This window comes from Litorimonas sp. RW-G-Af-16, from assembly GCF_048319245.1.
Taxonomy (GTDB): Bacteria; Pseudomonadota; Alphaproteobacteria; order Caulobacterales; family Maricaulaceae; genus Litorimonas.
In genome coordinates this window covers 855,889-870,113 of the sequence record NZ_CP166993.1, presented here as the reverse complement: position 1 = coordinate 870,113, position 14,225 = coordinate 855,889, and the positions used below count along the sequence as shown (strand labels likewise).

Here is a 14,225-nt window from a genome sequence, read left to right as displayed (position 1 = left end):
ATTGAAGGCTTACGCGTAACGCCAGACTGACTACGCGCCGAGGCTCGTGATCGGCTCCTCACCGTCATCTGCGACCTGCTCATCTTTTGGCATAAGCAGCTCTTCCTCGATCAAACCCTCATTCTTGCGGATACGGTCTTCGATAACATTGGCGATGGCAGGATTTTCGAGCAGGAATTTCCGCACATTCTCGCGGCCCTGGCCAATGCGCTCCTCGCCGTAGGAATACCATGATCCTGACTTCTCAATGACTTCAGCCTTCACACCCAAATCAATCAATTCGCCTGTCTTGGAGATACCTTCCCCGTACATGATGTCGAATTCGACCTGACGGAAGGGCGGCGCCACTTTGTTCTTCACGATTTTCACGCGCGTCTGGTTGCCGACAACATCATCCCGATGCTTAATCGCGCCGATGCGGCGAATATCAAGACGCACAGAGCTATAGAATTTTAGCGCATTGCCGCCTGTTGTTGTCTCTGGTGAACCGTACATGACGCCAATCTTATGGCGAATTTGGTTGATAAAGATCACCATACAGCCTGACTTCGAGATTGACCCCGTCAGCTTGCGGAGCGCTTGGCTCATTAAACGCGCCTGAAGGCCTGGCAGGCTATCGCCCATATCACCTTCAAGTTCCGCGCGCGGCGTCAGTGCTGCAACCGAATCGATCACGAGAATATCAACAGCGCCAGACCGCACGAGCGTATCAGCGATTTCTAAACCCTGTTCACCCGTATCGGGCTGCGCAATCAAGAGTTCATTGACGTCCACACCCAACTTAGCCGCATAGACAGGATCGAGCGCGTGTTCCGCGTCAATAAAGGCCGCAACGCCACCTGTTTTCTGCATTTCCGCCACAGCGTGCAGCGACAATGTTGTTTTACCAGATGATTCTGGGCCGTAAATTTCAATAATTCGACCTTTTGGTAGGCCACCTATGCCGAGGGCGATATCTAAACCGAGCGAGCCAGTTGAGACCGCTTCGACGTCCATCGTCGTTTTCTGACCCAATTTCATCACGGCACCTTTGCCGAATGCGCGGTCGATTTGTGACATAGCCGCATCCAGCGCGGCAGATTTGTTTTTGTCGGCAACTTTTCCGACGACAGTGAGAGGTGTGCTGTTTCTAGCCATGAACTCTACTCCAATTTCGATATCCGGAGCCCTTCGGAGATCTGCTTAAAGTGACGGCTGCAATCGGACTGCCGTTAACATCTTGTTCCACATTCGTTCCGCCCGTGCAAGTAAAAAGAACAAATTGCGAACAATTATTTATTTCGCCTCGCCAATCTCGTTTTTAACCTTCTCGGCGAGCTGCTCCAGCGTGAAGGGCTTTGGCAGGAATGTGACGTCTGGCTCCTCGGATAAGAGGTCGGAGAACTCTTCCTCAGCATAGCCAGATATAAACACAATCCGCGCATTGCCGAGTAATTCACGACCCGCTTTGAGCAATTCTGGCCCGCCCATGCCCGGCATGACAACGTCAGAAATCATCAAATCGAACGGCTCTTTGGCGTCTTCGAGTAGCTCCAGCGCTTCCTCACCGTCTTCGGCTTCGGTGACGTTATAGCCGCGACGACGGAGTGTTTTGGCAGCGATCACGCGCACAGAGCTTTCGTCCTCGACAAAGAGTATATTGCCCTGCCCCGCCATATCGGCGGGTTTGCGCGGCGCGGGGGTCGCTTTGACATGAACGATTTCGTCCGCATCGCCGGGCTCGACCGCTGGCAGGAATATGCGGAATGTTGTGCCTTTGCCCAACTCACTTTGCACATCGAGATAGCCGCCTGTTTGCTGCACGATGCCGTAAACGGTGGCGAGGCCGAGGCCTGTGCCTTTGCCTTGTTCTTTGGTCGTGAAGAACGGCTCAAATATTTTCGCCTTGATTTCGTCCGTCATACCCGTGCCATTGTCCGAGACTGAGATGACAACAAAGGCGTCCCCGGGGAGCGTTCGCAGCGCTTCAATGAGCGCCACATCCTTGGCGTCACTGCGCTGCATGAGGGCCGACTTCACTTCAATCTTTCCCCCGCCCTGCTCTAGCATCGCGTCCCGCGCATTCACGCACAGATTCATGAGAATCGTGTCGATCTGGCTTTTATCAGCCATGACCAGAGGTAAATCGCGCGCATGGTTCATCGTCAACTGGGCGCGCTCGCCTAAGGTCTGCTTGAGCGTCATCGCCATATCGGACAGCGTATCGGTGACGTTGAGGCGTTCCATGCGGCGGGTCTGCTTGCGCGAAAACGCCAGCAGCTTCTTGACCAGCGCCGCTGCCCGCGCGCCCGTAGAGTTGATGTTTTGCAGCTCTGGATAAGACGGATCACCGACAGGGTGACGCTGCAGAAGTTCATCAGTATTCAAGCGGATCGCAGTCAGGAGGTTGTTAAAGTCATGCGCGACCCCCGCCGCCAACTGCCCGATCGCTTGCATTTTCTGGCTCTGGACCAGTTGCGCTTCGAGCGATTTACGTGCGCTGACATCGACCATGTAGGCGAAAAAGCGGTCTGTCGCTTCGGGGTCTGGCACAATATAAACGCTGACAGGCAGATCTGGATTCCCGTCGCCGCTGGACAAGTCTGCATCATAGGGCTTGTCAGGGAGGCATTGTGCGGGGGCGAGTTGGAGGAAGCGATGCTCCCCATCGCGTTGAACAAATACATCACCGAAGGTCATGTCCTGCCACGCCGCATCGCCGCTCATGCGCAGGAATGTCGGGTTCACAGAGAGGATCGCGGCCTCGCCCAAGGTCGGGCCTGAGAGTTCGAGCATGGCCAAAGGTGCAGCCGCCATACCTAAATCAGCTTTGTCAGGCACAGGGCTGGGGTCAATCGCAAGGTTGGGTTTGGCGGCTTCCTCGGGTGTTAATTCCGTCGGCGGGGCTTTGCTCATGCTGGAATGGCCATAGAGCGCGACGCTGGCAACGACATCGCCGGAGTTCAACGCTTGCCACGTGCCAACCATAATCGTGGGCGTGACGACCCCTTTGCGAGTCAACAGCCGTGTATCGGTGCGGACAACGCGGCCAGGTTCTGCGGGGCTGCCCAGAAGCGCATCAGGGTTTTCGATAAAATCGCGCATATGGCCAGGCCGCATATTAGCCTCCCCGCCGAGCCAGCGCTGCAGCACAGAATTGGTCGCCAGAATTCGTCCGTCCTTGGTAACGGAGAACAGGCCGACTGGAGCCTCAGCTAGCAAGGCGTCTTCGGCAAAATCAGCTTGGGTGATGTCGGTGATTTCCCATAGGAACACAGGTCTCGTGCCTTCGAGTCGCTGCACATTCAAGTGATAGCGATGCAGGTCACCATCGGTCTGGATCAAATCAATCTGCTCGTCGGCTTGCTGCGTCGTGTCGTGAATATGGTGGAGACGGAAGATCGCACTCGCGGCAGCTTTGCCCGCGCGCGAGAATAGGCGGTCAACAGAGGGCGGCGCGCCTGTATCATCATCCAGATTAAATTTACGGGCCAGCTCAAAATAGGCCGAATTGGCATAAACAGGCTTGCCTTCGGCTACGATCAGGCTGGGCGTGGGCGAGCGGAAAAATGCACTACTATAGACATTGTCGCGATCTGAATTGCGGAGGTCTTCGAGGTAGCGGTTTTTGCGCCGCAAGTGCAAACCCAACAAGCCCATCGCGCTCACTGCCGCTACGCCGCCCGCCAAGATCAGCCCTGTCGCACCTAATCGGTCCCATGCCATTGCGGCCACAACGATGGATGCCACCAAAGCCGCGATCAGCAGCAGGATCAGAATAGAGTGCAGCACAGCACTACCACCCCCGCCCGTGCGTGTTCGGGCGTCTATCGCGCCTGCTGCCTCATCTCGAATCACTTCAGTCATCCATTCACCTTAGCGAAGATTTTGCATTTGACCTGCCCTATTTATGGCTTAAGTTTTAGAGCTATTTTACAAAAAGGGCAGCTTTATGCGCAGATTACTTACGGCAATGACAGTCTCACTTCTTTTGGGGACGACAGCGTTGAGCGCCTGCCAGCCCACGGCGCAAGACCGAGAGAGCCGCGCCGAAATGGTGCGCCAAGAAAGCGAAGCGCTCAATGCTTGGTTTGCAGCACGGTATGAGGACGAACTTGCCCGCTCCCCCATGACGCAAACATATTTGGGACAAAAGGATAATCAATCCAAACTCGATGATAATTCCCAACTCGCCTTGGACGAAGGCGCAGCATTGCAGGAGGCGTGGCTGACTGAAATGCGCCGCGATTTTGACGTTGACCGCCTCGATCCGCAAACGCGCCTGTCATACCAGCTATACGAATTTGCCGCCGAAGACGCTTTGGCGACGCATAAGGTCGGCGATCATGATTATGTGTTCCAGCATATGAGCGGCCCGCATAGCGATCTGCCGTCTTTTATGATTAATTTTCATCAGATTAAAACGGCACAAGATGCGCAGGATTATATCTCGCGACTGACACAGTTCCCGACCTATCTGGGCCAAGCCGAAGCGCGGGCGCAGGCCCAAGCGGAGGCTGGTGTGGTGCTCCCCAAATTCGTCTATGCTAAAGTCTCTGACGCCTCCCGCAATGTGATCTCTGGCGCGCCGTTTGAAGAAGACGCAACCGAAGACAGTCCGCTTTGGGCCGATATACAGGCCAAGATTAATGGATCAGATGCGACAGATTCCGAAAAAGAAGCCCTTTTGACCTCTGCCAAAGACGCGCTGCTTGGCTCTGTGCAGCCCGCCTATATTTCCCTACTCGCCATGTTTGATGCACACGCGGCGATGGCAACGGATGAGGACGGGGCGTGGAAACTGCCGAACGGCGAAGACTATTACGCCACCCGCCTCAAGCACTACACGACGACAGATATGACGGCAGATGAAATCCACGAAGTTGGTTTAGCTGAAGTCGCTCGCATCCAAGACGAAATGCGCGCGATCATGAAACAAGTCGAGTTTGACGGTACGTTGCAAGAGTTTTTCACCTATCTGCGCACAGACCCGAAATTCGTTTACCCCAATACGGATGAAGGCCGCGATGCCTATATCAAAGACGCCACGCAGATTATCGACGACATGAAAGCGCGAACGGGCTCGCTATTCAATATCAAGCCGAAGGCGGATATGATCGTCAAACGCGTGGAGCCTTTTCGTGAAGACACAGCCTTTGGCGCGTTCTACGACTTACCCGCCATGGACGGCTCTCGACCCGGGACATATTATATCAACCTGAAAACAATGGAAGACCAGCCGAAATTCTTGCAGCAAGCATTGGCTTATCACGAGGGTATTCCAGGCCATCATATGCAGATCGCTTTAGCAATGGAGCTAGAGGGCTTGCCAAAATTCCGAACACTCGGCGGTCACACGGCCTATATTGAAGGCTGGGCGCTTTATGCCGAGGCTGTGCCTGCGGAGTTGGGTATGTATACACCGATCCCTATTCTGACTTCGGACGGCTTTCGATGGAGATTTTCCGCGCGGCCCGCTTGGTCGTCGACACCGGTATTCATAGCAAAAAATGGACGCGCGAAGAGGCTGTGCAATATTACCTCGACAATATCGCCAATCCCGAAGGCGATATCCGCGCCGAGATTGACCGCTACATCGTCTGGCCTGGTCAAGCGACCGCTTATAAAATTGGCATGCTAAAAATAGGCGAGTTGAAAAAGAAGGCCGAAACGGAACTCGGCGATGATTTCAACATTGCGGCGTTTCATGACGTTGTCTTAGCCAGCGGTTCTGTGCCACTATCTGTATTAGAAGACATGGTCGATACTTGGATCAAAGAGACAAAAGCAGGAGCTTAATCATAATGCGTACACTTTCCTTTCTACTTCTCGGCACGGCTTTAATCGCCTGCCAGCCTCAAAACTCATCGTCTAACACCGATGCGCCAGCCGCAACGACCGCAGCGACAGATCAGTCCGAAAGCGAGCGCCTCAATGCGTGGTTTGATGCGACTTTCATGGAAAATGCGCGGGAATATCCGCAATACCTAGCACGCCTCGGTATCAAAGAGCGCATGGATGAGTGGAATGACCCGTCCCCTGAATTTTATGCGAAACAACTTGCCGAGACGAAAGCCCAACTCGCTGAACTTCGCAGCAGCTTCGATTTTGAAGCACTGGGCGATAATGAGCAACTATCTTACCGCCTCTGGGAGACTAATGCCGAACGCAGTTTGGACGGTGAGGCATGGAATGACCACGGCTATACCTTCCACCAAATGTATGGCCCGCACAAAGACCTTGTGACCTTCTTGGTCAATCAGCACAAAATCGATACGAAAGCCGATGCGGAGGCCTATGTCGCGCGCTTGTCCAAGATTGATGATTATCTGGGGCAGCATATCGAGAACTCTAAACGGAGCTTCGAAAAAGGTATTGCACCGCCGAAATTTGTCTATGGCTATATCATTGGGGACGCTGAAAACATCCTCAAAGGTGCGCCATTTGAAGACACGGATGAGTTGAACCTATTTCTCTCTGATTTTGAAAAAAAGGTCGAAAAGCTCGATCTAGCGGAGGCCGAGAAAGAGGCGCTGTATGAGCAGGCTATCACGGCGTTGAAAAATGACGTGGCCCCTGTCTATGCCGATTTCATCACCGAAATGCGCCGCCAAGAGGCCGAAGCGACGACAGAAGACGGTGTTTGGAAATTGCCCAATGGCGATGAGTATTATGAATATCGCCTTCGCATGATGACTACGACTGACATGACGCCAGACGAAATTCACGATCTTGGCTTGTCCGAAGTCGCTCGCATTCATGCCGAGATGAAAGACATCATGAAAGAGGTGGAGTTTGAGGGTGACTTGCAAGATTTCTTCGAATTCACACGGACGGATAAACAGTTCTACTATCCCGAAACTGCCGAAGGCAAAGCGCGCTACCTCAAGGAAGCAACAGACTTAATCGACATCATGGAAACGCGAATTCCAGAAGCGTTCAACCTCGCTCCCAAAGCGCCTATGGAAGTGCGCGCAGTGGAGGCCTTCCGCGAGAAATCGGCGGGTAAAGCCTTCTATTCCGCACCCGCACCAGACGGCTCTCGCCCTGGCTATTACTACGCTAACCTCTACTCCATGGCCGATATGCCGATCTACCAAATGGAAGCCCTCGCCTATCATGAAGGTATTCCAGGCCACCACATGCAGATCGCGATTAGTCAGGAATTGGAGGGCATTCCGCAATTTCGCAAATATGGCCGCTTCACCGCCTATTCCGAAGGCTGGGGTTTATATTCAGAGTTCCTGCCAAAAGAAATGGGCTTTTACGAAGACCCTTATTCCGACTTTGGCCGCCTAGCGATGGAGCTGTGGAGGGCCGCACGATTGGTCGTCGATACCGGCCTCCACCACAAAAAATGGACGCGCGAGGAGGCAATTAAATATCTCACTGACAATACGCCTAATCCTGAAGGCGACTGCATCAAGGCGATCGAGCGTTACATCGTGATGCCAGGCCAAGCAACGGCTTACAAAATTGGCATGAACAAAATTGTCGAACTGCGCGAGCAAGCGAAGGCCGAACTGGGCGATGCGTTTGACTTGGGCGATTACCACGATGTCATCCTCGCGAGCGGCCCCGTCCCGCTCAATATTATGGAAGAAAATGTCGAGCAATATATCGCGCGAGTGAAAGGCTAAGACCTTGCTTTCCGGCACTTAACGCAAAAAAAGGAGCCTCAAGGGGCTCCTTTTTCATATTCAATATCGGTTAATTTAGCCCGCTTTCAAACGCTCTCCGCGCTCGTGCATTTCTTGGGCTTCAATAGACAGCGTCGCAATCGGGCGCGCGTCGAGGCGTTTAATACGGATCGGGTCACCCGTCTCTTCGCAATAACCATATGTGCCGTTCTCAATCCGCATCAGCGCTTTGTCGATCTTGTTGATCAATTTGCGCAGACGGTCTTTGGTGCGTAGTTCTAGCTGACGGTCGGCATTGGCAGCGGCCATGTCAGCGGGATCAGGATGGCTGACGCTTTCGCCTTGCAGAAATTCCACCGTATTGCGCGTTTCCGCAATGATCTCTTCTTTCCAGGCCAAGAGTTTTTGGCGGAAATATTCCTGCTGCTTCGGGTTCATGAATTTCTCATATTCCGTCGGCTTGTAGTTCTTCGCGAGTTTCACGCGTTTCTTCTCTTTATCGGCCATAGTCATCTCCCCGATTGATGGCGCAACGCTCGGCGTGGAGATCCTTGGCTAAGAAACCTATGGGCCCCCACGGCCCTACATTGGCGGCGTGTTATCGCGCGAAACGATTCTGATCAACATATTTGAACAGCTTATCTACAGAAAGTGAAACGCCCTTGTATCAGCGTCCGTAGTCACTAAAAGACGCAAGACATAGCGGAGCATATCACGATGAAATTTACCGGCACAGACAAATACGTTGCGACACAAGACCTAAAGATGGCGGTCAATGCGGCGATCACTTTGGAGCGTCCGCTTTTAATCAAGGGCGAGCCGGGAACGGGGAAGACTGTTCTGGCGCATGAAATAGCCAATGCCCTCGGTGTGCCGCTGCTGGAGTGGAATGTGAAATCCACAACCAAAGCGCAGCAAGGCCTCTATGAATATGATGCCGTAGCCCGTCTTCGCGACAGCCAGCTGGGCGATGACCGTGTTCACGATATCAATAACTACATCAATAAAGGCAAATTGTGGGAAGCGTTTGAAGCCGATGTCCGCCCGATCCTCCTGATCGACGAGATCGACAAAGCCGATATTGAATTCCCGAACGACCTCTTGCACGAACTCGATAAAATGAGCTTTAATGTCTACGAGACTGGTGAGACGATCACGGCCAAGCAGCGCCCGATTATCATCATTACATCGAATAATGAAAAAGACCTGCCTGATGCGTTCCTGCGCCGCTGCTTCTTCCATTACATCCAATTCCCTGATGAGCAGACGATGAAAGAGATTGTCGACGTCCATTTCCCTGACATTAAACCCCGCTTACTCTCCTCTGCGATGAAGCGCTTCTTTGAAGTGAGGGAAATGCCAGGCCTGAAGAAAAAACCGTCGACAAGCGAATTGCTCGATTGGCTGAAACTCTTATTGGTAGAAGATATTGATCCAGAGACGTTGCGCGAAACCGACCCAAAGAAGATGATCCCACCTCTGCACGGCGCGCTGCTAAAGAACGAACAAGACGTGCATTTGTTTGAGCGGCTCGCCTTCCTCTCCCGCCGCGAGGGTATATAGGCTTAGTCTAGCCCTAGCATTTGCGAGAAAAAGCGAAACCTCTCCATCATATAGAAAATCCATATGATGAAGAAAATCGTGTAAAATATCGCAATGAGTTTAAATCGTTTGCGCGGATCTTTATGCACAATGACTTTGCGAATAGACCAAATCCAAATCGCGATGGCCGAAGCATAAAAGACCAATGATATGTAGATGCCTGGCTGCGATAAGAGCCAAATTAGGTGCTGCATGTGAAAGCTAGGCGCGGTGTCAAAAATGGTCATACAAGCCCCGCTAACACATCCTTCTGCAGACTCAAACACTCGCACATAATCGCGAGTAATCTTCATGCGGCGTTGGCAACACGACGAGTTCGGGAAAATTCACGCCTCTCTGATTGGCGCAGCTTTAAATCATGCTATAGAGAATCAAAAATTCCTCTTCGCGCAGGACTACTGCGCGGCACATCCCGCCTAAAAAAGAGACCTGATATGAGTAATGCAGCGACGAGCGATACGAAGACAAGCAAAGGCTTTTTGGCATGGGTTGAACGGTCAGGGAATAAATTACCCGATCCCGTCTTTATCTTTTTCTATCTTATTTTAGTCCTCATTGTGATTTCGATTGCGTGTAGCTATTTTGGGCTGACAGCTAATCACCCTGTGCAGACAAATGCCGACGGCTCCCCCGTTTTGATCAAGTCGGCCAGCCTTATATCGCCAGAGAACATCCAGCGGCTTTGGGTCGAAATGCCCAAGACATTTACCCACTTCCATCCTCTTGGTTATGTTCTCGTCGTGATGCTCGGCGCGGGCGTTGCGGAACGGTCAGGCCTCTTTGCCAGCGGTATACGCCAGGCGGTGCGCGGTGCGCCGAAATTCTTGCTAACCCCAGTCGTCGCGCTGGTCGCCATGCTGTCAAACCATGCTGCAGATGCGGGTTACGTCGTGATGATCCCGCTGGCGGCGATATTATTTGCGTCTGTCGGACGACATCCTATGGCTGGCATTGCAGCCGCTTTTGCGGGCGTATCAGGCGGGTTCTCCGCCAACATCTCCCCCGGTCAGCTCGACGCGTTATTATTTGGCATCACAGAAGCTGCCGTTGAAGGCTCAGGTCTTGATCCAAGTTGGACGATGAACATTGCAGGAAATTGGTGGTTTATCGCCGTGCTGATGGTGATCTACCTCCCCGTCATCTGGTACGTCACAGATAAAATCGTCGAGCCGCGCCTGGGTAAATGGGTGCCAGACGAACGCCAAGCGGCGGAATATGGCGATGAAGATAAACCTCTGACAGACGCACAGCAAAAAGGTCTACGCCGCGCGGGCCTCGCGATTTTGGGCGTATGTGCACTTTGGGCGGTTATGACATTTATGCCTGGCACACCGCTTCTGAACGAACCTGCAGAGGGTATCGAGCAAGCATGGTATGTCACAGCGACCCCGTTTTTCCGCAGCCTCGTGGCTGGCTTTATGGTGCTATTCCTCGCGGCAGGCTGGGCTTACGGCAGTGCGGCTGGTTCAATAAAAAATCACCGTGACTTAGTCGATATGATGAGTGAGGCCATGAAAGACATGGGCTATTACCTCGTGCTCGCTTTCGCCGCCGCGCATTTTGTGGCGATGTTTAATTGGTCCAATTTGGGTCTGATCTCGGCTGTTCACGGCGCGAACGGTATTGAAGCTAGCGGGCTGCCGCTCCCGATTGCGCTAGGTCTGATCGTGTTGTTCACAGGCTTCCTCAATCTCTTTGTCGGGTCAGCCAGTGCGAAATGGGCTCTGCTCGCGCCAGTCCTCGTGCCAATGCTGATGTTGCTAGGGATTAGCCCCGAGGGTGCGACAGCCGCCTACCGCGTGGGCGACGGAGCGACGAATATCATCACCCCGCTTATGGTTTATTTCCCGCTCATCCTGATCTTTGCGCAGCGTTGGCAGAAAGACTTCGGCATTGGCAGCCTGACCGCGATGATGATCCCCTACTCCGTCTTCTTGATGGTGACAGGTGTGATCTTGATTGTGGGTTGGATTTTCCTCGGCTTACCACTTGGCCCAGGCGCACCGATCGAATACGTCCTGCCAAGCTAAGCTAACTCGTCAAGCTCCAAACCTCTGGCACATCACGCAGGGCTTCTTCGTAATGCGCTTGAAAGCCCGGCATTTTGACCTGATTGAGAAAGCTCGAATAGGCCATATAGCTGACGAGGAAGCGCAGGTCTTTGGCCCAAGGCGGCATGAATTTTGGCGGGGTCAAACGTCCTGCACTGGCCAGCTGTGCTAAGGCGGGCAAATCATTAATATCCATTTTTCCGCAGAACAGCACGCGGATCAAATCGGCCCTGCCTAGTCGCACGACTGTCCGCATAAAATTATGCACCCGCAGCAAGCCGTTGAGATAGACCATATCCTTGGTGAACGGCGCACCGCCACTCGTCACGCCGCCGCGAAACACGCGCCGCGTATTCTCGTAAGCCTGCTCTGGCTCGTCCACACGCGCGTCAAAAAAGTCATAGACCTCTTTAAAATCTGCGCCCTGAATAGCCATATCAATCGCCAGCACACGTCCTGACAAACGCCGAAATCGCCGGGGGTCCATGGCACCGCTGATGATTTCTGCGAACACGGCAAGACCCTCTTGCACTTCAGTGGTGCCAGCATGGGCGCGACCCAAAATCTGAAAATTTTCCTGCGCTTTACCGTTCATACCTGTGGCCACATGGATCAGGGCTTCATGTTGCAAGAGCTGGTCAATATCGCGCTCGGTGAAAGTCGCATCTTTGCGCACACGGATGCGGGACGAACTGGCCGAGGCTTTCGCCGAGAGTTTAGAAGAGACCCTGACGCGTGGGGCTTCCTCGCCAAAATGCTTGGTTAGGCGTGGTCGCAAAGCTCGCACAAACTCCGTGCTGCTCAGCTGCGTTTCATACCCCGCGATGACCAAATTATCAAAATCCAGCTCCGCCAAAACGCCGTCCATATGCTCGGCCAAGTCCAGCACGCGGGTCGTCTTATCCAACATAAATTGTGTTGGTTGACCGTAAAGCGCGACGCTATGTTGAAAAAACGCTTTTGTGCCGCGTGCATCGATCAAATTAGCTGTCGTTTCAAGTGTCGTCGCGATACCAGATAACCAGTTCAGTACAACATGATCGCCGTCGATACGCTGCCGCGCATCAGCAATAGCAGCACGGGCTGCACCTGTATCAACTTTGGCATAGCGCGGCTTGGGCAAAGCCTTTGTTGCCAAGAATTTATCGCGCCACGACTCTTTCCACTCCATCGACGATAGCACGCGCATCTCGCTCGCCGCCGCCTCCAAAAAGCCGCTTGCTTCAACCGCTTTGTCAAAGAGTTTGGGTGATAGTGGGTTCATAGCTGTGTGGTGGCAAGGAAGCGTGGGTTTGTCTAGCCAAATTACTTGCCCTCACCCGCCATTCCCCTTATCCCCGCGCCATGTCTAAAGCCTCAAATAGCCCTCTGCAAATTGAACCACAGAAACGTCGCGTCTTTGCGATTATCTCTCACCCCGATGCAGGTAAGACGACACTCACTGAAAATATGCTACTGGCAGCGGGTGCGATCCATGCGGCCGGGCAAGTCGCGGCTCGCGGCGAAGCGCGGCGCACGCAATCGGACTGGATGAAGATCGAACAAGAGCGCGGAATTTCCGTGTCGTCTTCTGTGATGACGTTCGAGCATAGCGGGCTGATCTTTAACCTCCTGGACACGCCTGGCCATGAGGATTTCTCGGAAGACACTTACCGCACGCTGACAGCGGCAGACTGCGCCGTCATGGTGATTGACGCCGCGAAGGGTATCGAGCCGCAAACGCTGAAACTGTTTGAGGTTTGCCGCCTCCGAGATATTCCAATCATCACATTCGTGAACAAGCTGGACCGCGATGCGCGCGACACTTTTGAAATCATTGCCGAGATCGAGAATAAGCTCGCGCTTGACGTAGTACCTATGCAGTGGCCCGCCGCCAGTGGCCGTCGCTTTCGCGGTGTCTCCGATCTGCGCACGGGCGAGTTCCTACAATTCGTCAAACCCGAAGATGGCGGCGAGCATGTCCTGACCCGCATGGACGGTAACTCTATCGCGGCGATGTTTAATGACGAAGAATTGCTGGAGGAGTTTACTGAGGAACAAGAGCTGGCGAAAGAATATCCAGATTTCAACGAGCAATCCTTCCGCGAAGGTCATATGACGCCTGTTTATTTCGGCTCTGCCCTGCGGAAGTTTGGTGTGACACAGTTGATCAATGCCCTTGCTGAATTCTGCCCTGGCCCACAGCCAGAAATGGCAAAGAAAAACGGACAGCCGATTGAAATGCGTCCGTCAGACAAAGAAGTCGCGGGTTTTGTCTTTAAAGTGCAGGCGAATATGGACCTCAACCACCGTGACCGCGTGGCCTTTCTGCGCATGTGTTCGGGTGAATTTAAGCGCGGCATGAAGCTGAAAACAACTGAGAACAAAACGGTCTCTGTCCACAATCCGATCTTATTTTTTGCACAAGACAGGGAGTTAGCAGAGAACGCTTATGCGGGCGATGTCATTGGAATACCCAACCACGGTGCGCTGCGTGTGGGCGATAGCTTGTCAGAAAGCGGCAAAATCAAATTTGCGGGTATTCCGAACTTTGCGCCAGAAATCCTGCGCCGCGCCAACCTCAAAGACCCGCTGAAAGCCAAGCATTTGCGCAAAGCCCTCGAATCTCTCGCCGAAGAGGGCGTGACGCAATTATTCAAGCCAAGCATGGGCTCTGACATGATCGTAGGTGCCGTGGGTAGCTTGCAGATCGACGTGATGCGGGAACGGATCAAAACCGAATACGGCCTCGACGTGACGTTCGACTCCCCGCCCGTCCAAACCGCACGTTGGGTCGTTTCTGATAACCCCGAGAAGCTCAAAGAGTTTGTCGATCGCAATCATATCAATATGGGCGAAGACATAGATGGTGCACCCGTATTCCTGGCTAAATCAGCTTGGGATATCGGCTATGCGCAGGAGAAAAACCCCGACATACGCTTTCTGACCACCAAAGAACGCCTGTAATTCAGCG

General features: G+C 53.2%; 10 protein-coding genes and 1 pseudogene. 6 read left to right on the top strand and 5 right to left on the bottom strand.

From position 1 onward, the window contains the following. Positions 1 to 30: 30 nt before the first annotated feature. Together recA and AB8615_RS04305 are read right to left on the bottom strand one after the other, a co-directional pair. Positions 31 to 1,137 carry a recombinase RecA gene (gene recA, locus AB8615_RS04310; protein WP_409433698.1) on the bottom strand — a complete coding sequence of 369 codons (1,107 nt, stop codon included), beginning with the start codon at positions 1,135 to 1,137 and terminating at the stop codon, positions 31 to 33. A gap of 138 nt (positions 1,138 to 1,275) precedes the next feature. Beyond that, a complete protein-coding gene (locus AB8615_RS04305) occupies positions 1,276 to 3,846 on the bottom strand; it encodes an ATP-binding protein (protein WP_409433697.1) in 2,571 nt (856 codons plus the stop codon). An 85-nt stretch (positions 3,847 to 3,931) separates the two neighbouring features. Here AB8615_RS04305 and AB8615_RS04300 point away from each other — a divergent pair. From AB8615_RS04300 to AB8615_RS04290, 3 genes and pseudogenes are all read left to right on the top strand, one after another. Next, positions 3,932 to 5,341 (top strand): annotated as a pseudogene (locus AB8615_RS04300) (DUF885 domain-containing protein); the annotation flags it as partial. 92 nt (positions 5,342 to 5,433) lie between these two features. Continuing rightward, entirely contained in the window at positions 5,434 to 5,778 is a 345-nt protein-coding gene (locus tag AB8615_RS04295) for a DUF885 family protein (protein WP_418152788.1), read from the top strand. A 5-nt stretch (positions 5,779 to 5,783) separates the two neighbouring features. Then, positions 5,784 to 7,619, top strand: coding sequence for a DUF885 domain-containing protein (locus tag AB8615_RS04290; protein ID WP_409433695.1), 1,836 nt, complete (start codon positions 5,784 to 5,786; stop codon positions 7,617 to 7,619). A gap of 75 nt (positions 7,620 to 7,694) precedes the next feature. Here the strand turns inward: AB8615_RS04290 and dksA are convergent, their stop codons facing one another. Beyond that, the gene (gene dksA, locus AB8615_RS04285) at positions 7,695 to 8,126 is read right to left on the bottom strand and encodes an RNA polymerase-binding protein DksA (RefSeq protein ID WP_409433694.1); all 432 of its coding nucleotides are present in this window, start codon (positions 8,124 to 8,126) and stop codon (positions 7,695 to 7,697) included. A gap of 210 nt (positions 8,127 to 8,336) precedes the next feature. On the opposite strand from dksA, the gene AB8615_RS04280 reads away from it, so the two are divergent. Beyond that, positions 8,337 to 9,182: an AAA family ATPase gene (locus AB8615_RS04280; protein ID WP_409433693.1), complete on the top strand. Its 846-nt coding sequence runs from the start codon at positions 8,337 to 8,339 to the stop codon at positions 9,180 to 9,182. 2 nt (positions 9,183 to 9,184) lie between these two features. On the opposite strand, the gene AB8615_RS04275 is transcribed toward AB8615_RS04280, so the two are convergent. After that, a complete protein-coding gene (locus AB8615_RS04275; protein WP_409433692.1) occupies positions 9,185 to 9,448 on the bottom strand; it encodes a hypothetical protein in 264 nt (87 codons plus the stop codon). Positions 9,449 to 9,655: 207 nt separating this feature from the next. Between AB8615_RS04275 and AB8615_RS04270 the strand changes: the two genes are divergently transcribed. Further along, on the top strand, positions 9,656 to 11,251 hold the full coding sequence (locus AB8615_RS04270) for an AbgT family transporter (protein ID WP_409433691.1): 1,596 nt from the start codon (positions 9,656 to 9,658) through the stop codon (positions 11,249 to 11,251). 1 nt (position 11,252) lies between these two features. On the opposite strand, the gene AB8615_RS04265 is transcribed toward AB8615_RS04270, so the two are convergent. Then, positions 11,253 to 12,536: a flavohemoglobin expression-modulating QEGLA motif protein gene (locus AB8615_RS04265; RefSeq protein WP_409433690.1), complete on the bottom strand. Its 1,284-nt coding sequence runs from the start codon at positions 12,534 to 12,536 to the stop codon at positions 11,253 to 11,255. 80 nt (positions 12,537 to 12,616) lie between these two features. On the opposite strand from AB8615_RS04265, the gene AB8615_RS04260 reads away from it, so the two are divergent. Beyond that, positions 12,617 to 14,218, top strand: a complete 1,602-nt coding sequence (locus AB8615_RS04260) for a peptide chain release factor 3 (RefSeq protein ID WP_409433689.1) — start codon at positions 12,617 to 12,619, stop codon at positions 14,216 to 14,218. Positions 14,219 to 14,225 lie beyond the last annotated feature (7 nt).